Below are 24,934 nucleotides of genomic sequence, written 5' to 3'. Positions count from 1 at the left end.
AGGGAATACCAGAGGTCCGCCCCAGAATTAGGCTGATTGCGGCTGGCCTAGGTTGAATTCTGAGCTTCAGGCTGCAGTGAAAAAACCCCGCCGTTCCCTTGGAAACACTGGGAACTGCGCAGTTCTAGCCGGTGGCTCCGACCGGCGTCGAACCGGTGACCTTTCGATTTTCAGTCGAACGCTCGGCCTACGGCGGTGTCGGCTTCGAAAGATTCGGGAAGCTATCTCCCCTTATTAGCGTTAGCTTTATAGCGCGCCACGGGTGTGCTGAGCCGTCCGGCATGCCGTAGCCGCCCACTTACCCTGCCTATCCCTTCGAAGTCTTCAGACAGCCGACACGGCCCCAAACGCCAGCCGCTTCAGGACGTTGCAAGGGCGTCGGGAACCATCCACAAAAATCTACCTCCGATAGAAGATGAAGGATTCTAAGAAACCCAGAGGATGGGGCTGACCTAGGCTCTGGTCATTACGACAGAGAACCCCCGGAATCTCGCCGATTCCTTGGGTTTTGCCTGTAGCGGTGGGGCGGCTCAATCTCCCGGCCTCACGATTACGGGTCGAGACGTCGGGCCTGCGATGTCACTGCGCCACTGCGGCAGCAGCCGCAAACACGTCGGCCGGCATGGGCCGGTGCAGCTTCCAGGTGATGACAATCGGCTTCTCCCCCGCGTGCTGCACATAGTCCACCTGGCCCAGGCAGGTGTAGGGAACGGTCAACCCAGTCTCGTCTTCCGACGTATCCCGGGTGAAGATCAGGATTTTCGAGCCGTGTCCGGCCCTGTCCAGATAGCGCTTTCCCGTCGAGCTTCCGGGTGACGTCGCGTTCTGCGATTCCCAGTGGAACAGCTCCGGGCTGATGGCGTAGTCCTTGTACATGGTGGTTGCCGAGTGCTTCTTGTCGTCCTTGTTGAGCGTGACGAAGAAGGCGTCCGTGGATGTCGCCTGACACCAGGCCACGCCCTCGCGGTGCTGCACGTTCTTGCCGAGCTCCAGCGAACCGTACTGCAGCGCCGCCAGGATCTCCTCACGCCGGTAGGTGGCGTGTGATAGCAGCGGAATATGCTGCAGCCCCGCACCGAGGCCCTTGGCTGCATGCTTGGACGCGGCCACACCGAGCTTCACGATCTGGCGGATCTCGCTGCAGACAAACTGGTAGCCGCGCAGGTAGTCCAGCCCGGCGTCGTACGACTGGAAACCGCCGCCGTCGTCCCAGAGCGTGTAGAACAGCATGCGGGCAAACGTCTGTTCCCGCATGCCGAGCTCCGCATAGCGGGGCGCGTCGGCCCCGACGAGCATCGAGTAGGCCTCGGCGCGTTCCGGATCGTCCACATGGATCAGCGCAGCCATGCGGCCGAGGAGCTTTTTCTCGTCGGCGTCGGAGAGCTCCCGAATCCTTCCGAGGAGGACCGTTTCCAACGGCGAGAACCCCTCGATCAGGCCGGCCTGGCGCAGGTAGCCGGTCCACGAGTCCTTGGTGGACCGGTAGATCGACCTCACGTCGTTCCCGGACCGCTGCAGGTAGGCTTCCAGCTCGGTCTCCGCGTACGAGGCGATGTCTCGGACCAGCTGGACGCGGTTGAACCGGAGCTGCGCCTTGATGTTGTCCAGCACAACTTTCTGCGCCACCCGGTCCAGCACGATCTGCGAGCCCGACGGCAGGTACGGGAACTCGTCCTCAACGGCCTTTTCGAGCTCCTTGCGCCCATAGCCGGTGAGCGCCCGGTAGCGCAGATCGAAACGGAACTCCCGGCGCTGCTGTCCGATGAAATCCATGACTGTCAGCACCGCCTTCCCCTCGGCACGGCGCAGCCCGCGTCCCAGTTGCTGCAGGAAGATCGTGGCGCTTTGCGTGGGCCGGAGCATCAGGATGGTGTCCACCTGCGGCAGGTCCAGGCCCTCGTTGAAGAGGTCGACGGCGAAGATGCAGTTGATCTCGCGTGCGGCGAGGCGCTTCAGCGCCGCCGCCCGGTCGGCGTCGTCGGTGCTCCCGTCGACGGCAACGGAGGCAATCCCGGCGCGGTTGAAGACCTCGGCCATGTAGTGGGCGTGCTGGACCGAGACGCAGAAGCCGATGGCCCGCATCTGCTCCGTGCTGGTGACCTTGTCACGGAGTTCGCGGATCACCTTGGCGGCGCGGGCGTCGTTGCCGGTGTACAGGTTGTTCAGCTGCGCGGTGTCGTAATTGCCGCGCTTCCACTCCAATTGGCTGAGGTCGACATCGTCGGAGACGCCGAAGTAGTGGAACGGCACCAGCAGATCGGCATCCAGCGCGTCCCAGAGGCGCAGTTCGCTGGCGGTGCGACCGTCGAAGAACTGCTTAGCGACGTCGACGCCGTCGCCGCGTTCCGGCGTCGCGGTCAGTCCGAGGAGCTGCTTCGGCTGCAGGTGGTCCAGCAGCCGGCGGTAGGTTGACGCCATGGCGTGGTGGAATTCATCGACCACGACGACGTCGAAGAATTCCGGTGCCAGCTGTTCAATGCCGAGGGATGAGAGCGACTGGACGGAGGCGAAGATGTGCCTCCATTGCTCGGGTTTGTGTTCCCCGACGTAAAGTTCGCCGAAGGCACCCTTCTGCATGACGTCTCGGTAGGTGCGCATGGCCTGTTGCAGGATTTCCTGGCGGTGGGCAACAAAGAGCAGCTTCAGATCACGGCCGGCCGCCTCGCACAGGCGTTTGTAGTCCAGCGCTGCGACGACGGTCTTCCCGGTTCCTGTGGCTGCGACCACGAGGTTGTGGTCGAAACCCTTGAGCCGCTCGGCCTCCAGGTCTTCAAGCATCTCCTCCTGGTGGAGGAACGGCTGGACCTCGAGTCCAGTGGCTGCCCCCTGGATTGCCGTACGCCGGCCACCGTTGCGTTCCAGCGCGGCATCTAGCTTTTCGCCGTCGCGTTCCGGATCGTAGCTTTGGAAGGCACGTTGCGCCCAGTAGCTGTCGAAAGTGACCTCGAACTTGTTCAGCAGGGCCGGCGTGCCAACGGAGCTGAGCCGGACGTTCCATTCGAGACCGTCGAGGAGGGCCGCTTGGCTGAGGTTGGAGCTGCCGACGTAGGCGGTGTCGAATCCTGAGTTCCGGCGGAACAGCCAGGCTTTGGCATGGAGGCGGGTGGCCTGGGTTTCGTAGCTGATCTTCACCTCCGCCCCGTACCGGGTCACGAGCTCGTCGATGGCGCGGCGTTCTGTGGCGCCCATGTAAGTCGTGGTGATGACGCGGAGTTTGGCGCCGCGTTCCTTGAGCTCCTCAAGCGCCGGATGGAGCAGGCGGAGGCCTGTCCAACGGACGAAAGCGCACAGTAGGTCGACGGTATCCGCGGACTCAATTTCGGTCCGTAGCTCCGCCGCGAGGTTCGGATCGTCCTTGCTGTTGGTGAGCAGTGCGGAGTCGCTCAGCTTGGTGGTGGGGCGGTGGAGGCTGCGGCGTTTCAGGGTGTCTGGGCGATGGAGTGACTGGAGCTGGGTGGGGCCTTCGGCGATACGGTCGCTGTGCTGCAGCTCCTGCAGGAGCTTGTTCGCGAGGGCGACGCGTTCGGTTGGTTTGGCCGCTGTGAGGGCTTGGCGGACGGCGTCGGCGACGTGGCGGGAAAGGATGTCCGGGCTATCGTCGTCCTCGATGTCTGCGAAGATCGGCTGCAACTCTGGTGCTTGGTCCAGGCGTGTGCCGAGTAGCTCCGTGCTGAGTAGTTCATACAAGCCCTCGGGCAGCTGCCCCGCTGCCACTCCCCCAATGAAATTAGTCACTGCGCCAGGGTATAGCTTCTGTCTCAAGATCGGTGGGATCCGAGCCGGAGCTGAAAGCCGCCTATCCGAGTGGGCAGTTGTGACAACTGACGTTCCAGTCTGCGTGATATATATTTCTCCACGGTGTCACTTCTTGGCACTAAAAAGCGAATGAGGAAATAAAAATGGGGGAAGCGAGCACTGGCATCCTAGTGGCTGCCGTGGTCACGCTGGTAGCGGTATCTATCCTTGTGTGGATTGTTGTCCGGCACCGCCGGAGACTGGCGGCAATGTCGGATTTAGAGCGCGAACACTACGACGCGGTTCTCGAGTACGAACGAAACATCAAGGTTGCGGAGAAATCTGTCCGGGCTGAAGAGAAGGCGCGAGAGTCGCGGTTGAAATCAGCTGAAAGGCGACTCAAGTCGTCTGGTTCCGTCGGTCGCGAACATCTGGGCACATATTCCGGAGCCAAGGGGCCCATCCGTATCTTTCAGCACGAGCTCGTGTTGCCTGAGGGTACTTACACAATGGACGACACCGTGCGGGCTACTGTCGACACCGCTGGCAATCTCGCCACGAGTAGCCGCGCCACTCTGACGAGGATGGCTGCTGGCGGCCTGATGTTTGGACCTGTGGGATTGCTGGCGGGCGGCCTCTTGAAGAAAAACAAGACGCATGACATGCGTGAGCTTTATTTGATGCTGGAGGGCGCGGAATTTGCGACTTTAGTAGCTTGCCGCGCCGAGGATGGCCAGCAAGTGCGTCAACTGGCAGCTGCCGTAAATCACGCGGCCAAGTCTGCCTCTACTCATAGGCAAGAGCACGAAGAGGCCGTGGCGTCGGCGACGGAGCAACTGCGGCTGGAGACATTGAACACCGGCTCATTGACCGCCGCCAAAGCGGCGTTGAAAGCTGCCAGGGCAAACACGGTCCGAGTCGAAACGGCGGAATTGGCAATATCGGCGAGCGCCCCAGGCGTTGTCGACACTCCGTAATCATTTCGTCCCGCACTCTGCCGCCGGCACCGACTGCATGCTTCCTCAAATCGACCTTTGTCGCCCCGCGTCCGCCGGCGTGATCGTCACCGTACCGTTGGTCATTATGGTGCTGATCTTCCAGCGACGGATCGTCGAAGGCCTCACCGCGGGCGCGAGCAAATGAGCCCCGTCGAGCAAACGGAGCTCACGCCGGCGGCTGACTGGTGGCAGTCCGCCGTGATCTCCGGGCGGACGCCGCTGGCTCCGTCGACGCTGCCGCTGAAATCCGGACGTCCCTTACCGAGGCCCGGGACTTTGCCTATCTGACCGAAAAGCGTCTCGCCCGGCTGAGCGGGGTTTGGAAGGCCGTCGAGATGACCGACGGAATTGTCTCCGGCAGAGGGGTACACACGCCTTCAAATTGTGATCGTCTTCCCCGGGAACTGGTAGCTTATTCCCAGCGAGCCCATCGGAAGCATCAGGCAACCACGCCCTTCCCGACAGTTGCGGCCTCGCTGCAAGCAGGGGGAATCTTGAAGAAAACACTCGCTCTTTTAATGCTCGCCGGTCTCATGCTGACAGGCTGCGGCAGCAAACAGGCATCAGCCCAAACAGAAACCGCCAAGGCGACGGCTGTAGCCGCGAACACCATCGAGGTGCCCGACGTCGTCGGCCTCACCCTCGACAAAGCTATTGACCAGCTTCAAAGCATCGGTTTGAAGGCCCATGCCACGGATGTGGACGAGGGCAAGACGATCTTCATCGAGAAAAACTGGCAGGTGGCCAGCGAGGATCCTCTCGCCCACACCAAGGTCGCCGAGGGTTCCACCGTGGAGCTGGGGGTCAAGCACCTCACGGATGAAACGCCGACGCCGACACCCACTCCCTCACCCACCCAGGTCGCGGCAAAGATTGTAGCTCCCGTGGCCCCGCCGGTCGTGAAGGCAATACCGGTGGCCCCACCGGTAGTAAAAGCACCGCCGGCGGCACCGCCAGTCGTGAAGGCTCCGCCGGCACCATATGTACCGCCGGCACCCGCGGCAGCGTATTACGCCACCTGCACCGCGGTGAGACAAGCAGGGGCCGCCCCGATCTACGCAGGCCAGCCCGGCTACAGCCGCAAGCTCGACCGTGACGGCGACGGCGTCGCCTGCGAGTAGCAATTATCGCCCGCTCCCGGTCCGGCTGGTGCGCGAGAGAGTCTCTCTCGCGCACCAGCTGCCGAGCGGCGGCAGTCGGCTGTCGTCCACGAGGTCTATCCGCCTACCTTCGTCAACGGCGAAGGCGTCGGCGACTTCGGGACGGGTGCGATCACAATCAAAAAACATGGGGGCGTCGCAGGACAAAGCGGCCCAGCGTGCGGCTAGGATGTTGCCACGAAGTCTTGGGGGATAACTTCCGGGATGTTTCTCGCCGTCCTGCCGTCGTTGACGAGCCAGGACCTTTCGTTCCAGGAGTTGTTCCAGCGTGTTTCTCAAGACTTTCGGTTGGTCGTTCGCGGTCACCCTCATCGCATTGGTGGTCGCTTTTCTTTATGGCGGACCTCAGGCACTGATCCTCTGCCTTATCTTGGGCATTCTTGAAATCAGCCTTAGTTTCGACAACGCTGTTGTCAACGCACGAATCCTTGAGCGAATGAACCCGTTCTGGCAGAAAATGTTCCTGAGCGTGGGCATCATTATCGCCGTGTTCGGTATGCGTATTCTTTTCCCCTTGCTCATCGTGGGAGTCACCGCCGACCTGAATCCCGTCGAAGCCGTCAGTCTGGCCATGGAAAAGGGTGATCCGCACACCCCGGGCAGCTACGGATACCTGCTGCACGAAGCCCACCCGCAAATCGCCGCCTTCGGCGGAATGTTCCTGCTGATGCTGTTCTTGGACTTCATCCTGGCCCACCGTGATATCAAGTGGATCAAGTTCCTCGAAATCCCGCTCGCCAGGCTGGGCAAACTCGAAGGCGCATCCTTGATCATCGGAATGGCAGCGCTGGCTATCGCCGGGGCTGTAGCCGGTGAGAAGCAGGGCATCGTCCTGCTCGCGGGTCTGTTGGGCATGATCACCTACTTCCTCGTGAACGGGCTCGGAAACCTCTTCGACGTCGATGGAGACGGCGACGTTGATGCCACGGATGCGGACCTGGTGGTCCACTCGGGTCCCTCCGGTGCGGCTCAACTGGCCGGCAAGGCCGCCCTGATGCTCTTCCTGTACCTGGAAGTTATCGACGCGTCCTTCTCCTTCGACGGCGTCATCGGAGCTTTCGCCATTACCTCCGACCCGATCATCATCGCCCTTGGATTGGGCTTCATCGGAGCCATGTTCGTTCGCTCCCTGACCGTATTCCTGGTCCGGCAGGGCACGCTGGACGAATTCGAATATCTGGACCACGGCGCCCACTGGGCCATCGGTGCCCTGGCAGTAATCCTGTTGGTTACGATCGTGGTTCCCGTCAACGAGATCGTTACCGGCCTCATCGGCGTCGTGTTTATCGGCGCCGCATTTATCGGCTCCGTTCGACGGAATAAAAGGGCGCACGCCGCCGAGCAGGCTCAATCACTTGAGCCTGCGAACAGCTAGAGCCCCGGCTCCACAGACAAACAGCACCAACAGCCACCACTAGAAAGCGAGTAGTTCAATGGGTTTGAGTTTGCAAAAAGGCCAGTCGCTGTCACTCACGAAGCAGAACGGCGATTCGCTGACGAACGTTCGTTTGGGTCTCGGCTGGGACTCCGCTGTCCCTGCAAAGAAGGGTTTCTTCGGCGGGACTAAGACGGTGGAAATCGACTTGGACGCGTCGGCAATCCTGTTTGACGATCGCGGCCAGCACCTCGACACGGTCTTCTTCAACCAGCTCACCAGCAAAGACGGTTCCATTCGCCACACAGGGGACAACCTGACCGGGGCAGGTGACGGCGACGACGAGACCCTCATGGTGGACCTGCCGAATGTGTCTCCTGCCGTCGCGCACATCGTGTTTGTCATCACCAGCTACAGCCAGCAGACCTTCGACATGGTCCAGAACGCGTTCTGCCGCGTTATTGACGACTCGGCAGCAGGCAGCCCCGAAGTCGCCCGCTACGACCTCACCGAATCGGGACCGTACACGGCGATGGTCATGTCTAAGCTTTCGCGGAACGGGAACGTCTGGAACTTCCAGGCCATCGGCACTCCGGCTAACGGACGCACGCCCGGCGATGTTCGCGGCGTCGCCGCCTCTGCCCTCTAGTCCAATCGGACGGGCGTTCCTGAGCCCCAGTGAACGTACACAACTAACTGAAGGAGTACCTCTTGTCTAGCCTGACTCTGAGCAAGGGCAGCAACCTCTCCCTGACCAAAGCCGACCCGGGGCTCCGCAAGGCAATGATCGGTCTCGGATGGGATCCGCGGACCACCGCTGGCGAACAGTTCGACCTCGACGCTTCGGCGCTGCTCGTCCGCGCCGACGGCAAGGTCCGCTCCAACGATGACTTCATCTTCTACAACCAGTTGTCCTCGCCAGACGGGTCGATCGTGCACCAGGGCGACAACCGCACCGGTGAGGGTGAAGGCGACGACGAGCAAATCCTGATCGACCTCGATACCGTCGCAGCAGACATCGCGAAGATCGTCATCGTCGTCTCCATTGACCAGGCAGAAGCGCGCCGCCAGAACTTCGGTCAAGTACGCGATGCCTTCTGCCGGGTTGTCAACCAGGAGACGGACAACGAAGTTGTCCGCTACGACCTCACTGAAGATGCTGCAGCAGAAACGTGCATGATTTTTGCCGAGATCTATCGAAACGGCGGCGAGTGGAAGTTCCGTGCCGTGGGGCAGGGATACGCCTCAGGCCTCCGCGGCGTGGCCACAGACTTCGGCATCGCGCTGGACTAGAAGTCGTGGCCCGGCAACGCCGGGCCACTTCACCGCATTTTCACCAGATTGAACAAGGAGAACAACAATGTCAGGCCTGACTCTTACCAAAGGCAGTAACCTCTCGCTCACCAAGACCGATCCGGGGCTGAACAAGGTTCTGGTCGGGCTGGGCTGGGATCCCCGCACGACAACGGGTGATGCATTCGATCTGGATGCCTCGGCGCTCCTCCTCGGCGCTGACGGCAAGGTCCGTAGCTCCGCGGACTTCATCTTCTACAACCAGCCGGCGGCAGCCGACGGCTCGGTAGTCCACAAGGGCGACAACCGATCCGGTGAGGGCGACGGCGACGACGAAGTGGTCGCCGTCGAGCTCTCTGCGGTGGGCGCAGACGTTGAGCGAATAGTCTTCGTGGTCTCGATTGACCAGGCTGACACCCGCCGTCAGAACTTCGGCCAGGTGCGGTCGGCCTACTGCCGCGTGGTCAACCAGGAAAGTGACGCGGAAGTAGTCCGCTACGACCTGAGCGAAGATGCGGCGCCGGAGACCTGCATGATCTTCTCCGAGCTCTACCGCCACAACGGCGAGTGGAAGTTCAAAGCCGTCGGCCAGGGATACGCCACGGGCCTCGCTGGCATCGCCGCGGACTTCGGCGTCCAGCTCGGCTAAGAGTCCGAGACCACAGAAAGAGAGAAGCGAAAATGAGCATGCAACTCACCCCGCCTGAAACGTCGGCCTCGAACCCCCTCGTGCTGAACGCTCCGGAGGCTCCGGGCATCATCAAAGAAGACGATGCCCCCGGAATGGTCCCGGTTCCGGCCGAACGCCAGCAGGAAATAAACGCGCAGGCTCGTGCCTTCATCACCGAAGTGTCGGCCATGAGCCCGTTCAGCCCCGAATACTCCAGCAAGATCGATGGCATCAACCGGCTTGGCGGCCAGCAGCTCGTGGCATCCGCCAACACTTCAAGCCGGCTGCTGGAGCGGTCGTCCACGTCGCTGGCCGGCGCGAAGAAGTCCGGCAGCAGCGCCCAGGTGCAGGTTGCCTCAACGCTCGGTGAGCTTCGCTCCACCGTGGAAGACCTGACGCCGAACAACGCCGATTTGGGCGTCGGCCGGAAGATCCTCGGAATTATTCCCGGCGGCAACAAGCTGGCCAAGTACTTCCAGAGATATGAGAGTGCCCAGACTCAGCTCGACAAGATCATCAAGTCCCTGATGGCAGGCCAGGACGCGCTGCTGAAGGACAACGCCTCCCTGGCACAGGAAAAGACCCAGCTGTGGGAGACCATGCAGGGACTGAGCGAGTACGCCGTGTTCGCCAAGGCCCTGGACACGGCAACAGCCAACCGGATCGACGAGATGAAGATGCAGGGCCAGATCGAAGAGGCGGGCAAACTCGACTCTGACGTGCTGTATCCGATCCGCCAGCGCCACCAGGACATCCTGACCCAGCTGGCCGTCTCGGTCCAGGGCTACCTCGCCATCGACATGATCCGCAAGAACAACACCGAACTGATCAAGGGCGTGGAACGGGCACGCACGACGACGATCTCCGCGCTGCGGACCGCCGTTATTGTGGCCCAGGCCCTGGCGAACCAGAAGATGGTGCTGGACCAGATCGATGCCATCAACACCACGACGAACAACATGATCCTCAAGACAAGCGAAATGCTCAAGGATCAGACCGCGCGGATCCACCAGCAGGCAGCGAGCTCCGGTGTCAGCGTGGAAACGTTGCAGAAAGCGTTCGACAACGTCTTCCAGACCATGGACGCCATCGACACCTTCCGTTCCCAGGCCAACAAGAGCATGGAAGGCACTGTGCATGCCCTCGAAACCGGGCTGGAGCGGGCCCGCCCCTACCTGGACAGGGTGCGGCAGCAGGAGGGGAATTAGTGGCCGTCAGCCCTGAGCAATAGGCTTACAGGCTATGGTCGCAAATTTCTTAAGTTCGTTGTTCGGCGGCGGAGCGGCACCCCGCTCCGCCGCCGTTGCGGGAGCCGAAACTCCACTTGTCACGGATCCGGCTGCGGACGAACTGGCAGTCACCGGGGCCGCACTCGAAGAGCTGCGGCGGATGGTACTGGGCAATGGCGCGCAACTGCCCACTACCGTGGCGTCACGACTCCTGCAGTTGGCCGACATCCTGCGTGCCCTGATTGGCTACATCGGCCGGTCGGGCGCATCGACGGAGCAGCGCGTGCTGCTGAACGCCGTCATCACCGACTATCTTCCGTCCCCGCTGCGGGCATATCTAGTGCTGTCCGCTGGGTCTCGGCGAGACGAATCCACCGACACAGCCGTGTTGCTGGAACAGCTCGACACGCTCTACTCCACCGTCCAGAACCTGGACAATCAGGTCCGAACGGGCGCCATAACGGAACTGGCTGTCCACGGCCAGTTCCTCAGGGACAAATTTGATATTGATGGTCTTCATCTGGAAGGACGCTAGTGGCTTCGATGGTCGCGGGCAGCAACGCCGCCCTCACTGCTGAGAACCCCGGGCTGGACAAAGTGCTGCTGGGAATCGGCTGGGACATGGTCCCTAGCCGCGGCGCGCAGGCAGAGCTGGTTCCGATGGTAATCATGTGCGGAACGGGCGGCCGCGCCATTTCGGATGACCATCTGGTTTTCTTCAACCAGATCGCCAGCCCCGATGGCAGCATTTCCTTCGCGGGAGCAGAAGATCAGGAACAGATCGACGTCGACCTCAACCGGGTGCCCGAGACGGTCCACAAGATTGCCGTGCTTCTCTACGTGGATCCTGAGGTGCGGGGACCAGGAACCTTCGGGGCCGTCAAGAACGCCTACCTGCGGGTCGCCACCGACCAAAACCGGGAGCTACTTCGTTTCACGGTGCCGCGGGGGAACCTCGACAAGATCAACGCCATGATTCTCGGGGAGCTCTACAGGCATGCCGGGGGCTGGAAATTCCGTGCCCTCGGCCAGGGGTACGAAGCCGGGCTCGCAGCCGTTGCCGCCGACTTCAAGTTGAAGCTCTGAGCATGGCTCTAGACCGAACCTCGCTCCGGACCGACATCGGATACCTCAGTCGGCGCCGGAAGGCAGCGGCGCAGCCTGAGCCCCTTCGACCCACTGCGCAAAGTTCAGCCACGTCCTTACATCTTGGCGCTAGCCGGGCGGGTTCCGGCGGACTCACGCTTGGTGCCAGCCCGGCTCCCCCACCGTCCGCGAAGACCACAGTGGCTTCAAAGCCAGGGCCCCGGCCCGCGCCGGCCACGTCGGAGCGGCTGTTCCCGGCCCCGGATTTTGGCAGTGTCCGCGAGTTGGGGGAAGCCAACCCGGTAGTTCGCCTGAACGCGAGACAATCCGCGATTGGCTCGCTCTTGGTGACCGGCGTTCGCTCCGTGGCATGGGAAGACCAACAGCTCACCACGGGTGCCCACCACGTGGACGGGCACAAGGCCGGCACCGCCGTCGTCACCCCCGGAAACCGGCCCCTGGCCGGAGTGCAGGACGCGGCCGGCATTGTGTCCCTGCGCCATGTCCGGCTCCTGCGCAGGGTCCTGTTCGTCGCGGGAGAGACCCCCCTGACGGTCGGCGTCTTCGACGGCACCGCCGCCGCGGTTGCTGCCCGGAACCATGCTGGGTTGCGGAGCGTTATGTATCTCGTGCGGGTCGGCGCGGTCCTTGAGCTTCGCGCCGAGTTCGTCCCGGCAGACGCCTCCGACGCAGCCATCTGGGCTATTTTCGGTTTCACGATGACAATTCCACTGGACCAACGGGTCCTCCGGCGCTGATCTGGCAGCGCGCTACTGCAATAACTAGGGGACAATGCAGCACTTCAAAGCCTTGGCCGAATCCGTCAAGGATAGGCTCTTCCACGTGCGCCCAGAACTGCTTCACCGCACCTCGGAGCCCGGCCTGCTGGCCGTCGCGCTGGGTGCCACCCTGTACTCGCCGGCCACGAGGAACTCACTGGCACAAGGAATCCGGAAACAAGCCGGGGCGGGTTGCCTGAGCATCGTGATCTGCCTCGAGGACGCCGTTCCCGACGAGGAAGTGCCCGCCGCAGAGGAGAACCTGCTCGCTGCACTGGCCGAACTGTCCCTGGACGATCCGGGCGAGCTCCCGCTGATCTTCATCCGGTGCCGTACGCCCGAACAGCTGCTCGACGTCGGACGCAGGGCAGGCGCGGCTCTCGCAGTTGTCTACGGCTTCGTCCTGCCCAAGTTCGAGAACGAGACAGGGCGGGGGCGTGCCTTCCTGGCGGCACTGCAGCTGTTGAACGAAGAAGCCGGGCGCACCGGAGACTCAACAGAGCTGGCCCTGAGGGCGATGCCGATCATCGAGGACCTGTCGACAACCCATCTGGAGTCACGCGTCCGGGTGCTGACGGACAATCTGGCCCTGGTCGAAGAGTTCCGTGAACTGGTGTTGTGCGTCCGGATCGGTGCCACGGACATGTCCAGTGCCTTTGGCCTGCGGCGTTCCCGAGACCTGACTATCTACAACGTCAAAGTGGTCGCGAACATCATTGGCGACGTCGTGAACATCTTCGGCCGCCCGCATGACGGCTGGGTCATCTCCGGCCCAGTCTGGGAACACTTCGTCAATACGGAACGGGTCCTGCGGCCCCAACTGCGGTCCACGCCCTTTGAGGCCGTCAACGAGGGCGAACTCCGAAAGCGCATTCTGATGGACAATCTGGATGGCCTGATTCGCGAGATCGAACTGGATCTCGCGAACGGCCTGCTGGGCAAGACCGTCATCCATCCAAGCCACGTGCCAGTGGTGCACGCCATGTGCGTCGTGAGCCACGAGGAATACCTCGATGCCCTGGACATAGCCGGGAGCGCGGGCGGAGGCGTAAGGGCATCGTCTTATGGAAACAAGATGAATGAGTTGAAACCACATCGTGCATGGGCGGAGCGCACCCTGTTGCGTGCCAGGGCCTTCGGGGTCGCGAGGCCCGGCGTCAGTTTTGTCGAACTACTGGAAGCGAGCATGCGGTGAAGCAACTCTCGACGGATGCTCCCTGGAGCGGCGGCTACGTGCGCGATGCACTCGGCGTCCACGTGGCTTCGGACCACAATCGCAGCGTGCTGCCCGTAACGGCACTGGTCGGGCTGGCGCTGCGGCGCAACCCTAAAAGGGCCCACCTGCTTGTGTCCCGCGTGCTCGCTAAGCACGTCCCCACCGAACCCGGGATCGCGACGGCGGCGGGGCAGCTTCTGGGGCTGTTGGTCCGCAGGGAACTCCAGGTCACCGCCGCTGCCGGTCCGGACGCCGGCGCCGGATCACTCGCCGCCAGATCACTGACCGCCGTCATTGACGAGGCCGCGGGCAGGCTGGCTCGCCTGCTGGACGGCGGCACCGCCCCGGACGGGGGCACTGCCCCGAATGAGGACGGGCGACGCCGCAGGATGGCCGACGTGGCCGGCCTGGGCGAACTGCTCGCCCGATGGCAAACAGAACTTCCCGGGGTCGTGACCATCGGTTACGCCGAAACAGCCACCGGGCTTGGCCAGCTGGTGGCCGGGCAACTGGGAACCTATTACATCCACTCCACCCGGCTGAGCTGCAGCGGGGTGGAACCCTACGGCGCGTTCGAGGAAATGCATTCGCACGCAACCTCTCACCAGTTGCTGCCGACCAGCCGCGCCGCCCTGGACCTGGCCGAGACCGTGGTCCTGGTGGATGACGAGCTGAGCACCGGCGCCACGATCATCAACACCATCCGCGAGCTGCACCGCACCGCACCGCACCGGCACTACGTCGTCGCCTCCCTAGTGGACCTGCGCTCCACCGCAGACCTGGACCGCTTAGATGAACTGGCACGCGAACTCGGCTCCAGGATCAGCGCCGTGGCACTGGCGCAGGGAAGCATCCAGCTGCCGGAAACGCTCGCTTCAGACGCGGCGGAACTGATCAGCAGCATCCCGCTCCCGCGCGCAACCGTCCCCGGACCGGGCCGGATCCGGCTGCTGGACCTGCACGGAATCGTGCCACCAATCCGTAGCGCCCGCTTTGGCGTCGCCGGGCGTCCCGATCCGGACCAGGCGGCGTGCATCGCGGGAGCCTTGGCTGCGGCACTTGGCGGCAGCGGCGGAACGGGGGCCCGGGTGCTGGTCCTCGCCACGGAGGAATTCATGGCACTCCCCCTGGCGGTCGCCGCCCGGCTGCAGGACCTGCGCCCTGACGCCGACATCCGCTATTCCACCAGTACCCGCTCACCGATCGCCGCGCTGGACGAACCGGACTACGCGATCCGATCGGCGATTGCCTTTGGCAGCGACGACGACGCCCCGGACGGGCCCGGACCGCGGTTTGCCTACAACTTCATGCACCCCCAAGGGCGATTCGATACGGTGCTGATCATGGCGGAACCCGGCACCGCGGAGTCGGGGCTTTTGGGCCCCGGCAAGATCGCCGAGGCCGTTGCTAGTAGCGCCGACGATGTCCGGCTGGTCATGTTGCCGGTCCAGCCGCCATTCCCAACGCCGCTGATTGGCCCCGACTTCGGCTCCTATCTGCCGGAGGACGTCGAATGGCTACTGAAGGACCTGAGTTCCGCGCAGCTGGAGGCGCCGAGGGAAGAGCGTGAAGCCGCCATCCAGTCCGGCAAGGCCAGTTACGCCGAGTCGCTGCCGCAGGAGTTCGAACCCTCGCCCGAGTACGGCGCCTTGTTCCAGGCCGCGCTAGAGAGCTCGGCCGCCCGGATTGCGCACGCCGTCGGAACGCTCACCGAGCAGGTCCTGAAGCTGCGCGGCAACGCACCCGTGTTGGTTTCCCTCGCCCGCGCCGGAACTCCCGTAGGCATCCTGATGAAGCGTTGGGCCTGGGAAGTCCACGGACTGAAGCTGCCGCACTATGCCATCAGCATCGTGCGCGGGCTCGGCATCGACCAGACCGCCCTCGGCTACCTCGCGTCCCGGCACCGCCCGGACGACATCATGTTCGTTGACGGCTGGACCGGCAAGGGAGCCATCGCCCGCGAACTCGCCGCCGCCGTCGAACTCTTCCGACAGACCGATGGGCCGGCGCTCCGGCCCGACCTTGCAGTCCTCGCGGACCCGGGGCACTGCGTCCGGATCTTCGGCACGCGGGATGACTATCTGGTCCCCTCGGCCTGCCTGAACTCGACCGTCTCCGGTCTCGTCTCCCGCACCGTTTTCAACAAGGCGTTAATCGGCCCCGGCGATTTTCACGGGGCCAAGTTCTACTCGGAGCTCTCCGGCAGCGACGTCTCCCGCGACTTCCTGGCAGCCATCACGGCCCAGTTCGCTGGCGTCCGGGAGGACGTCCTGCGCGCAACAGCCTACGCCCCCTCTGACGTCACGCAGCTCCCCGAAGCAGACTGGTCCGGATGGTCCGCCGTCGAGCAGATCAGCCGCAGCTTCGGCATCAACAACGTGAACCTGGTCAAACCGGGTGTCGGCGAAACCACCAGGGTCCTCTTGCGGCGCGTGCCGTGGAAAGTGCTAGTACGACCCGAGGCTGTGCCGGAGCTGGCCCATGTGCTGCACCTGGCCGAGCAGCGCGGCGTCGAGGTGGTGGAGGTCCCTGACCTGGCTTACAGCTGTGTCGGGCTGATCCATCCGCTGCACACGCCGGGAGCAACCGGCGCCGATGGCAAGGCCGTGGTGGACGTATGAGCGTCCACTCGAGTGGTGCGCCTGTCATGGTGGCCAGCGACCTGGACCGCACGTTGATCTATTCGGCGAACTCCATGGCGCTGGTGGGAAGCGACCATCTGGCGCCCCGGATGGTGGTCGCCGAGGTGTATGACGCAGCACCGCTGTCCTTCATGACCCGGACAGCGGAGGATCTGCTGGAGGGGATCGTGGAGCGGAGTGTCTTCGTGCCCGTCACCACTCGCACCCAGGCCCAGTTCTCCCGGGTGCGGCTGCCGGGGTCCGGGCAGGGGTACGCCGTAACCACGAACGGTGCCGTGCTGCTGCACGACGGCGAGCCGGACGGCGATTGGTCGCGGCACATCCGGCGGTCTTTGGGGTCAGACTGCGCGCCCCTGGACGACGTGTTGGGGCACCTCAAAGGTGTCGCGGCAGTCCCAGCTGTCTTGAGGGTCCGGACCGCCGAAGAGTACTTTGCGTACTCGATCGTCGACCGGGAGGCGCTGCCCGACGGGTACCTGGACGAGCTCAGCGCCTGGTGCGAGGCCCGCGGCTGGACGACGTCCCTGCAGGGGCGGAAGCTCTACTGCGTGCCGGCCCCGATCACCAAGGAAGCCGCAGTGGACGAGGTCCGGCGGCGGAGCGGATCAGGTCTTCTTGTAGCCGCGGGCGACTCCAGGCTGGATGCGGGCATCCTCGAGCTGGCGGACATCGCGATCCGTCCATCGCACGGCGAACTCGACAGCGATTCGTTCACCCTGCCGAACCTGACCGTCACGTCGGCGTCGGGCGTGCTGGCGGGCGAAGAGATAGCGCGGTTTTTTTGCGGCGTCCTGACGGGAACGGGAAATTACACCAGCATCTTCGCAAGCGGCGAAACGTCACCTGCCATGCGCATGCTGGGAAATTGAGGAGAGACCATATACTCCCTATGACGCTGAATTGCGTCATAGGTCTGGCCCCCAGCGACGTCGCTGAAGGGCCGAAATACATGGGGAAACACAAATGAAGAGCCACCGACGCCTCAAGGGTAAGCCGGATTCGTACTACGCGATGCAGCCGCGGAAGCCGAAAATGTCAACATTCATTGTCGGAGCTCTGGCTTTGGGTGCCATGGCGCTGGGCGCTGCCAGCAGCGGAGTGGGTGGAGCAATGGTGTTGCTCGCCATATTGGCTGCGCTTACGGGTCTTTACATCGTGGTCACAGGCCGCCGCTCGTGGGCAAGATTGCCTGGCAGCCGAAAAGTTGGCGGCATCGTTCTCGCTGGCTCTCTGGTGCTCTTCGTTGTCGGCGGAATTACGCTGCCGCCCCGGTCGGCAGAAAGCATTGCTGCCCAGGCCGCATCGGAGAACGAAAAACGAGCAGCAGAGGAAGCAAACCGCGCCGCCAGCGCGTCTCAGTCACCCTCCGCCACTCCCTCCGCCTTTCCCACCCCCACTCCAACGCCGACGGACACGGGCGAACCACTCGACCCTGACAACGTCACGGAACTCGCCAAAGGCGTCAGCTACAAGGCGCCGAAGAGCCAACCTGCATACGCCACCAAGGCACTCGATCTCCTCGCCACTCTTCCCATCAAGGAAACGGCATCTTCGCCCGGATACAGCGCCCGGGCCTTCTACGGTCAGGCGTGGGCAGATGTTGACCGGAACGGGTGCGACACTCGCAACGACATCCTGAAGCGCGACCTAACCGACGTAGTGTTCACGAGCGGCTCGACGTGCAAGGTCGATAACGGAATCCTTGCCGACCCCTACACAGCCACGACGATCAACTTCCAACGAGGACCCGAAACCAGCAATGCCATCCAGATCGACCACGTAGTCGCGCTAGGTGATGCGTGGCTCAAGGGCGCGCAGCAGTTGACGGAAGCTCAGCGGATGGCCTTTGCCAACGACCCCCTGAACCTTCAGGCCACAGACGGACCGACCGACGTCCAGAAGGGGGATGGCGATGCTGCTTCGTGGCTGCCGCCGAACAAGACTTTCCACTGCAATTACGTTGCACGTCAAATTTCGGTTAAGGCCACATACGAGCTGTGGGTGACGCAGGCCGAGCACGACGCCATGGCCCATGTGCTGGCCGATTGCGCCGGCCAGTTGGTTCCGACAAGTGAGAAGAAAGTGGCCGTGGTAGCGGCCGCAAAGGCTTCAAACGCGCCGAAACCCGCGGCAAAAGCGGCTGTGCTGGTTCCGGCGCCGGCGAAACCCGTTCAGGCGCCCCGATACGTCGCTCCTGCACCTGCTCCTGCACCGGCACCCGCACCCGCACCCGCGGCAGCGTATTACGCCAATTGCACCGCGGTGAGGGCAGCGGGGGCCGCCCCAATCTATGCAGGCCAGCCCGGTTACAGCCGCAAGCTCGACCGTGACGGCGACGGCGTCGCTTGCGAGTAACAAATATCGCCGCTGTGGGCAGCGCCGGCTGCAGGGTTCCACTGATATTCCACTGAACGACGTCGGCGGCGGGCAGGCGCGCGACGCCGTCGCCACCCTGTCCGGCTACGAATGGGACGCCATCCTATCCTCGCCGCTCAGCGGTGCCGCGAATACCGCCGATCTGATCGCGGCCGGACTCGGGCTCAGCGTGGACCGGCGCGTCCCGGAGCTCACCGAGCGGTCGTTTGGACGGGCCGAGGGGCTGCAGGCGGGCATCGAACTCGAGGCCCTGCGCATCCCGGCGGTTCCGCGGCGCCGAGAGAGACGACGAGGCCGCCACACGCGGGCTTTCGGCACTGGAAGTCCTGGCAGCGGAGTTTGCCAGCCGCCGCTTTGTGCGGTCTAGTGAATCTTCCATGGGAATGCCGCCACTGGTCCGTATTCCAGCGCCGGATGGCAATGGTGCCGCTGCGTTTAAGCGGAACCGGGTCCGAATTCGGAGGGCACTGTCATGACCGAGTATGTCTACCTGAACCATGACCATTCAGACTCCTGATTGAGGACGACTCTCCGTCTCAGAGCGTCAACTGGCTGACTACTATTGAACGCTGGCAATTTCCCAAAAGCGACCCAGATGTTCTTTCCTAACCTGATTGAATCCGACTTTGCGGATTGCGTGTAAAATGCGCTTTGCGGGTATCTACGCCCGCGACGCTATTGGGGGAAGCGAACATGCTTGTGACCGTTGCCTGGCGCGATGTTCCGCCTCCGCGGCCCGCGTACCAGGCCGGCTCCCCCTTTGCGCGTCCATCACCGCACCCATCCCGCACGCTACACATCGCACGTCGGTCAGGTGTCCTATGAAAGGACTCTCATGAGCCAATCCCCGAACCTCGCCCCCTATACGCCAGTCCACGGCTATGAAAAGGCGCAGCAGAGCAACAAGTCGTTCCTCGTGACATGGCTCCTTTCCCTCCTCGTCGGCGTTCTCGGCGTAGACCGGTTCTACCTGGGCAAGATTGGAACCGGCATCCTCAAGTTGGTCACGTTCGGTGGGCTGGGCATATGGGCCCTGATCGACCTCATCCTCGTGTTGGCAAACAAGACCCGCGATAAGCAGGGTCTCCCGCTGGAGGGCTACGACAAGCACAAAAAAATTGCCCTGATCGTCACCGCGGCCTTCCTCCTCGTGAGCATCATCATCAATGCCAGCCGCGCCGGAGCGGCCTCAACGTCCGCGACGGCCCCGGTGACGTCCACGCCCGCGGCTCCTATTGCTGCAGCGCCCGTGGCGACCGCACCTGCTACCCCGGTCAAACCCCAGACGGCCGTAATTCCGACTGCAGTTAAGGGCATGAATGCTCAGGCCCTCGACGAGGATCTGACCGCTTTGGGATTTGAAAACGTCATCTACAACTCCAATACGGGCAAGACAGTCCTCTTGCTAGCCAACTGGACAGTTACCGGAATCGATAACCCAGGCGCAAAGCAACCTGTTGGCAAAGCCGTTGTGGTTCACGTAACCAAGTAGCGTTGCGGCGGGTGCAGACGGCCACACTCGGCCGTCTGCACCCGACAGTCCATCCGGTCCTGGCGATGGACGTCCGGTTGTCCGTGTCGGAAACCTGCCTTGCCCACTTAGAGAATCTAACGCTCCCCCAGCAGCGGCGCGAAGTCCCCACGGCGCTGCAAACTGGGACCAGCTGGGTCCTGCCATTCATGGCTACTTCGCGCTGACGCTGGCCGAGATGGATGCCGCCGACCGGCTCAGGGCGGCGCAGCGGCTTCTGGCCCGCTGGGGCGCCGCTTCGGCCGTCGAGGCGAGCGTCGTAGTGGAAGCGGGCGAGCGGATGCTCGACTTCTTCGCCCAGCACTACGCCGGTGCGACGGTCACCACCGAGCAATCGGTTACGTGGCGGAACGCAGACAACCAGCTCATGGAAGCGCGGATCGACCTCCTGCTGGAGACGCCTGCCGGCTATGTGCTGATGGACCACAAGTCCTACCCGGGCAAGGACCCTGTCGGTCACATTAAGGACAAGTACATCGGCCAGATGCAGGGGTACGCCGAGGCGACTGAGTCCATCACCGGGCGGCCCGTCGTCGAGACGCTGATCCACATGCCGGCGCTGGGGAAAGTGTTCCGGATTAGCTGACCGAACCTCCGCACCTTTGTTAGGAGCGCCCACGGTACCGGGCAGACGGAGCGGATGAAGGCCGCCCGGCAGCGCGAGCCAGCCCTCGGCTACGGTAAATTCGAAGGGCCGCTCCGTAGCCCAGCGGCAGCCCCTGCCCATGAAGCCACGACAGCAGTACCTCGATGACTGCGGCCAGGCTGAGGTCCTGGAGGTCGGTGACGCCGCCGTTAGGCTCGTTGCCGGCGTCGTCCGCTGCGGCACCCCAGCCGATCCGCCAGTTGTACGCCGTCCAGCCGTCCTGCTGGGCGACCTCAAGGTGGTAAGCCGGTGCCGGTGTTCATAGCCTGGGCATACCGCCCTGACGGAATCGCATCCAGGCCCTTGGTCCGCACGGTGACCCAGTCGCGGTCCCCGCTGATCGACTGGGCCACGGCCACCAGCTCTGCCGACGATTCCACCTCCCTCCACTCTGTCTGCCGCGTGCGCAGTTGCGCCCACCACTCCAGAGCCTCTTCCGGTTCAACCTGAAGCATCAGTTCAAGCTGCGCATCGGTAACTTCCTGCGTCTCGAGCACTTCTCCCCCTTATCCGCCTTCGGAGTCATTGTCCGAGGGAGCACCGACATTTGTGTTCCCGGGTCTTCACCACCAGCGGTGGCGGCAGTCCGGGTTCTGGCATACCCACTTTGGCGCGCCCGTCTCCGTCTTGCCGGAGGCCGGGTTCTCGCGGGACTCCATGAGGATCATGCAGCCTTCGAACACGGTCTTGGGCACCCTTTCGCGCGCCGAAGGCGGCATCATCCCGTAGGCGATACGCCAGGCTTCGTTTCCGCACATCGGGCACCGCCGAGTGACGGCGCGTTTCTTCCTTGCGCTCGGGTCCGGGGTCGTTGCATCGGGAGTCATGGAAGGACTGTAGGTCGACGCTCTGACATAGACCGACATTTCCGTAACTACGAATAGCACTAGGTCTTGTCTTTGGCCCACCATAAGAATTCGGAAGCGTGCTGCTGGTGCCGGAATCCCTCGCCGAGAAGTGCAATCAGCAAGTCGTTGCTCCACAGGATGAGGCGTCCAATAGTCCAGTCGACTCTCTCGGGGTCTGGCAGTTCGAGATCCCAGATCGAACGTGCAATCTCCCGCTTTCCCGCCTCTCCGGTGTACTTGAGGATCGTCAGGTACCTGTCGGGGTAAACGATGCACAGAACTTTCGTAAGGAGCGACTCCTTGAAACCCTTCATCCCCAAGGAGTTGGTATCGGTGATGAGGGCAGTGAGACGGTCCTCCAGATCGGCGGGCGATGTGCCGCGAAGCAGATAGTCGACTGCCTTGCGGACCTGTTCCGCGCCGTCGTCCGCCCCCATTTGATTCCATGCGTCGTTGAAGACGGACATGTTCCCTGGGTTGGCGCCGATGTTGGAGTTGGCGAAGTCCTTGAGATCGCGTGGGTTCGCTCCTGGCAGGCCCTCGGCGCCGAAGACCCGCTGGTACTTGGCCCAGTACGGCGCGACGTTCGGCTCAGGTTCGGGCTCGCGCTCGAGAAACTGAGCCTTGAGTTCGTTAGCCCGTTCGAGCTTTCCCGGATCAACGTCCCCAGGCTTCGGGAACCGCTTCTTGATGTCCTCGAGCGTTGGCAGCGGAATCCTCTGCCGGGCCGGTTCACCTCGGAGCCACTCGTGTCCACAGTTTGTACACTTGACCTTCTTCTGCGTCCCCGTCAACCGCTCGACGAGCTCGACGTGCTCGTCGGTCTGGCAGTTGGAACAATCGAGATTAAGTGCCATAAGGCATACCTTCCGAACGCGCTGAATATAGCCGACATAGGCCACCCAAACGTTGGCAGCCTCGGCCCGTCCGCTGCCCGGCCAATTGAATATGCCAGAGTCGATGCCACGTGGGCGTCACGTGGTGGCGTTGATTTAGTTCTTTTTCAGCTTTACTGTTTTTGTCGTTCCAAGCATAGAGACCTTGTAGCTGATGGTGTCGCCCTCGTATGTGAACTCTTTGGTGTCGTCAGTGGATGCCAGAAGCGCTGACTTAGTCGCCGCAGCATCCCGCTTCGAGGTCCACTTGTACGGTTCACTCGCATCGTTCGGGGCTTTGAACGTCCCGACCCAATATGCCGAAGTCGTATCGCCGGCGTCGGTAACCCATTCGACGGTGATTGTGTCGCCGGCGATCGTGGCTTGCTGGTAGGACTTTTCACTGGCGGAGTTGCTCTGCTTCCAGGCGCCGGTCAGTTCTGGGGCCTTGGGTGCTTCTTCAGCCGCCTTGGAATCGACGGCGCTGGCGGGGGTGGTGGCTGTTCCGCCGCATCCGGTCAAAGAGAGGGCGACAGCGAGGGCAATGGGTGCGATGAGCTTCTTCATAGCCTAATCCTGAAGCAAACCTCGGACGTTCCTTGGCCACGGTCTGGTGTCGTGGCAGGTGAGTTGCCTCACAGGGCGGCAGTGTCACCTTGATGAACGTCGATTCCCCGAATCCTGGGCGGCGAAGAGGCGGACCTTCACGCTAGGCACCCAAGTGCTCGCAGTCTGCCCGGGGAGGTCTGCGAGCAGCTGGGGAACCCGCCCTGCGGGGGCTATCCCACGGGCCTGTTGCCCGGAACATATGGCTGCTCCTCAAATAGCGTCGCCTCTAAGATGAGGCATGGACTTCGAGGACACGCTCTGGACGGTTTTGGGGGCCGGGCTGGTTCTGCTGATGCTCGTTGACGTCTTTCGTACCCTCCTTTATCCGCACGGTTCCGGTCCTCTGGGCCGGGCGATCATGCGTGGATTCTGGCTTGTATCGAGAAAACTGCGGGGCCGGGGCTCCTTCATCGCAGCACCTTTGGCGATGGCCGCTGTCATTGGTGCTTGGGCAGGCTTGGCGGCCATCGGCTGGGCTCTGCTATACCTGCCTCATCTGACGGACGGTTTTATTTACGGGGCCGGAGTTCCACTTCGGGCCGACTTTGCCGAAGCCCTCTACATCTCTATGGTCACTCTTTCCACTGTGGGTTTTGGCGATATCGTGGCGGCGGATCCGCTGCTCAGGCTGGTTGTTGCCCTCCAGGCCGTCGCCGGTTTCGGGTTGCTGACCGCAACGGTCACTTGGATCCTGCAGACATTCCCAGCCCTGAACCGCCGCCGGGCCCTTGCCCACCAGCTGAACCTGTTCAGGGAGGCTGCAGGTCCGGCAGGTGTATTGGCGATGGATCCCAGTCACGCTACGGGACTGTTGGAGGCAATTGCCGGAAACGTGGCTACGGTGACCATAGACCTGCTTGCGTTCCATGAAACCTACTACTTCCGTGAAATTGAGCAGCGCGGCTCCTTGCCCGCCACTGTGGCCTACGCACAGGAAATGGCATCCCAGGCCCAGCGCAGCGAGAGCCCTGAATTGCAGTTCGCTGGACGGATGCTCCACGCGGCGCTGGACGGACTCGCGGAGGTCCTTCGCGGCAAATTTGGCCATTCCGGAGCCACATCTTCCGATGTGTTCGACAGCTACGAGCTGCATCACCGGCACCGACGGCCGGGGCAGCCGGACAAGAACTAGCCTGCGGGTAGCCGCTACCGCGTACCCTGCCGTTCTGACCGCGCTCTTTGCCCTGTCCGCGCTGGTAACCACGCTGAAACCGGCTCCCGCCTTGAAGGCGGGGTCCGGTTCCATCCGGCTTCGTTGCCCCCAGCGATGCCATGAGTCGTTGATCCGTGCCCGACTCCGGCCTACGCGCGCTGGGAGATGTTGATGATGTTGTCCTCGCTGTCCAGGAACCAGGCCGCCTTCCCCCAGTCAGCGGAGGCAACGCCGTTCTCCGTCTTTAGGCCGGGAAAATCGTAATCTTCAAAGACGACGCCGCGGCTTCGCAGTTCCTCCATCTCGCGTTCGAGGTTGTCCGTTTCCCAGCCCATCTGGGTGTTCTTGGCTGTCCCGGCATTCTCTGTCTGGTACATGAGGAATCGGGTTCCTTGGCCGCAGCTGTACATCACGCTGCCCTCCTCCATGGACTCGGAGGGTTCGATTCCCAGCTTGTCCCGGTAGAACTCCTTCGCCCTGTTGATGTCCTTCGCGGGGAGGACAGCGATGATGTTTGCATCCGTGAGCATGATGATTCCCTTCAGTGCGCAGATGACCGCAGCGATGGCGATGCTCCCCCCGGTTTCGGTCCCCGGAATCCTTATCCGGGCCCGTGACCGTCCCTTGCGCCGAGCCGGGGCAGCCACCTGGGACTCTTCCACGCCGCGCCACCCATCACCAGCGTGAGGGGTCCCCGAAGTTATGTGGCCATT

General features: G+C 62.9%; 23 protein-coding genes and 2 pseudogenes. 19 read left to right on the top strand and 6 right to left on the bottom strand.

Annotated features, from left to right (window positions below):
- Positions 1-579 precede the first annotated feature (579 nt).
- Positions 580-3,735: a DEAD/DEAH box helicase gene (locus BLS42_RS17110; RefSeq protein ID WP_090583302.1), complete on the bottom strand. Its 3,156-nt coding sequence runs from the start codon at positions 3,733-3,735 to the stop codon at positions 580-582.
- 269 nt (positions 3,736-4,004) lie between these two features.
- Between BLS42_RS17110 and BLS42_RS17105 the strand changes: the two genes are divergently transcribed.
- From BLS42_RS17105 to BLS42_RS17025, 18 genes and pseudogenes are all read left to right on the top strand, one after another.
- A complete protein-coding gene (locus BLS42_RS17105) occupies positions 4,005-4,712 on the top strand; it encodes an Ig-like domain-containing protein (RefSeq protein ID WP_143019229.1) in 708 nt (235 codons plus the stop codon).
- 70 nt (positions 4,713-4,782) lie between these two features.
- A pseudogene (locus BLS42_RS20675) lies at positions 4,783-4,878 on the top strand (carbohydrate ABC transporter permease); the annotation flags it as partial.
- 349 nt (positions 4,879-5,227) lie between these two features.
- Entirely contained in the window at positions 5,228-5,854 is a 627-nt protein-coding gene (locus BLS42_RS17100; RefSeq protein WP_090583298.1) for an excalibur calcium-binding domain-containing protein, read from the top strand.
- 307 nt (positions 5,855-6,161) lie between these two features.
- The gene (locus BLS42_RS17095) at positions 6,162-7,268 is read left to right on the top strand and encodes a DUF475 domain-containing protein (RefSeq protein WP_090583296.1); all 1,107 of its coding nucleotides are present in this window, start codon (positions 6,162-6,164) and stop codon (positions 7,266-7,268) included.
- A gap of 58 nt (positions 7,269-7,326) precedes the next feature.
- Positions 7,327-7,917, top strand: a complete 591-nt coding sequence (locus tag BLS42_RS17090; protein ID WP_090583294.1) for a TerD family protein — start codon at positions 7,327-7,329, stop codon at positions 7,915-7,917.
- Positions 7,918-7,979: 62 nt separating this feature from the next.
- Positions 7,980-8,561, top strand: a complete 582-nt coding sequence (locus tag BLS42_RS17085) for a TerD family protein (RefSeq protein ID WP_143019228.1) — start codon at positions 7,980-7,982, stop codon at positions 8,559-8,561.
- Between the two features lie 67 nt (positions 8,562-8,628).
- Positions 8,629-9,210, top strand: coding sequence for a TerD family protein (locus BLS42_RS17080; RefSeq protein WP_090583291.1), 582 nt, complete (start codon positions 8,629-8,631; stop codon positions 9,208-9,210).
- 32 nt (positions 9,211-9,242) lie between these two features.
- The gene (locus BLS42_RS17075; RefSeq protein WP_090583288.1) at positions 9,243-10,439 is read left to right on the top strand and encodes a toxic anion resistance protein; all 1,197 of its coding nucleotides are present in this window, start codon (positions 9,243-9,245) and stop codon (positions 10,437-10,439) included.
- 34 nt (positions 10,440-10,473) lie between these two features.
- Positions 10,474-10,995: a hypothetical protein gene (locus BLS42_RS17070; protein ID WP_143019227.1), complete on the top strand. Its 522-nt coding sequence runs from the start codon at positions 10,474-10,476 to the stop codon at positions 10,993-10,995.
- Between the two features lie 8 nt (positions 10,996-11,003).
- Positions 11,004-11,546 (top strand): TerD family protein, encoded by a 543-nt coding sequence (locus tag BLS42_RS17065; protein WP_256336533.1) that lies wholly within the window; start codon positions 11,004-11,006, stop codon positions 11,544-11,546.
- A gap of 200 nt (positions 11,547-11,746) precedes the next feature.
- Positions 11,747-12,304: a hypothetical protein gene (locus BLS42_RS17060; protein ID WP_218122128.1), complete on the top strand. Its 558-nt coding sequence runs from the start codon at positions 11,747-11,749 to the stop codon at positions 12,302-12,304.
- A gap of 85 nt (positions 12,305-12,389) precedes the next feature.
- Positions 12,390-13,520: an HpcH/HpaI aldolase/citrate lyase family protein gene (locus BLS42_RS17055; protein ID WP_256336531.1), complete on the top strand. Its 1,131-nt coding sequence runs from the start codon at positions 12,390-12,392 to the stop codon at positions 13,518-13,520.
- A complete protein-coding gene (locus BLS42_RS17050) occupies positions 13,517-16,162 on the top strand; it encodes a phosphoribosyltransferase domain-containing protein (protein WP_176803497.1) in 2,646 nt (881 codons plus the stop codon). Before BLS42_RS17055 ends, BLS42_RS17050 begins: the two co-directional genes overlap by 4 nt.
- Entirely contained in the window at positions 16,159-17,052 is an 894-nt protein-coding gene (locus tag BLS42_RS17045) for an HAD family hydrolase (protein WP_218122127.1), read from the top strand. The genes BLS42_RS17050 and BLS42_RS17045 overlap by 4 nt, the downstream gene beginning before the upstream one ends.
- Positions 17,053-17,146: 94 nt before the next feature.
- Entirely contained in the window at positions 17,147-18,538 is a 1,392-nt protein-coding gene (locus BLS42_RS17040) for a GmrSD restriction endonuclease domain-containing protein (protein ID WP_256336530.1), read from the top strand.
- Positions 18,474-19,035: pseudogene (locus BLS42_RS17035) on the top strand (histidine phosphatase family protein). Before BLS42_RS17040 ends, BLS42_RS17035 begins: the two are co-directional and overlap by 65 nt.
- A 359-nt stretch (positions 19,036-19,394) precedes the next feature.
- Positions 19,395-20,051 (top strand): TM2 domain-containing protein, encoded by a 657-nt coding sequence (locus tag BLS42_RS17030; RefSeq protein ID WP_090583276.1) that lies wholly within the window; start codon positions 19,395-19,397, stop codon positions 20,049-20,051.
- Positions 20,052-20,268: 217 nt separating this feature from the next.
- On the top strand, positions 20,269-20,676 hold the full coding sequence (locus BLS42_RS17025; protein WP_090583275.1) for a hypothetical protein: 408 nt from the start codon (positions 20,269-20,271) through the stop codon (positions 20,674-20,676).
- A 293-nt stretch (positions 20,677-20,969) separates the two neighbouring features.
- Here BLS42_RS17025 and BLS42_RS17020 read toward each other — a convergent pair whose 3' ends face one another.
- The 4 genes from BLS42_RS17020 to BLS42_RS17005 all read right to left on the bottom strand — a co-directional run bounded on the left by BLS42_RS17020 (position 20,970) and on the right by BLS42_RS17005 (position 23,026).
- Positions 20,970-21,233, bottom strand: a complete 264-nt coding sequence (locus BLS42_RS17020; RefSeq protein ID WP_090583273.1) for a hypothetical protein — start codon at positions 21,231-21,233, stop codon at positions 20,970-20,972.
- A 66-nt stretch (positions 21,234-21,299) separates the two neighbouring features.
- Positions 21,300-21,563, bottom strand: a complete 264-nt coding sequence (locus BLS42_RS17015; RefSeq protein ID WP_143019225.1) for a hypothetical protein — start codon at positions 21,561-21,563, stop codon at positions 21,300-21,302.
- A gap of 59 nt (positions 21,564-21,622) precedes the next feature.
- Entirely contained in the window at positions 21,623-22,441 is an 819-nt protein-coding gene (locus BLS42_RS17010) for a zinc ribbon domain-containing protein (protein WP_090583269.1), read from the bottom strand.
- A gap of 135 nt (positions 22,442-22,576) precedes the next feature.
- Positions 22,577-23,026 carry a hypothetical protein gene (locus BLS42_RS17005; RefSeq protein WP_090583268.1) on the bottom strand — a complete coding sequence of 150 codons (450 nt, stop codon included), beginning with the start codon at positions 23,024-23,026 and terminating at the stop codon, positions 22,577-22,579.
- Between the two features lie 280 nt (positions 23,027-23,306).
- Here BLS42_RS17005 and BLS42_RS17000 point away from each other — a divergent pair, with 280 nt between their 5' ends.
- Positions 23,307-24,200 carry a potassium channel family protein gene (locus BLS42_RS17000; protein ID WP_090583266.1) on the top strand — a complete coding sequence of 298 codons (894 nt, stop codon included), beginning with the start codon at positions 23,307-23,309 and terminating at the stop codon, positions 24,198-24,200.
- 170 nt (positions 24,201-24,370) lie between these two features.
- Here BLS42_RS17000 and BLS42_RS16995 read toward each other — a convergent pair whose 3' ends face one another.
- Complete coding sequence (locus BLS42_RS16995; protein WP_090583341.1) at positions 24,371-24,751, bottom strand: VOC family protein; 381 nt, start codon at positions 24,749-24,751, stop codon at positions 24,371-24,373.
- Positions 24,752-24,934 lie beyond the last annotated feature (183 nt).

Origin of the sequence: Arthrobacter sp. ov407, assembly GCF_900102895.1 — a bacterium.
Taxonomy (GTDB): Bacteria; Actinomycetota; Actinomycetes; order Actinomycetales; family Micrococcaceae; genus Arthrobacter.
Note: the sequence above shows the minus strand (reverse complement) of the source record. Positions and strands in the feature narration are given on the sequence as shown.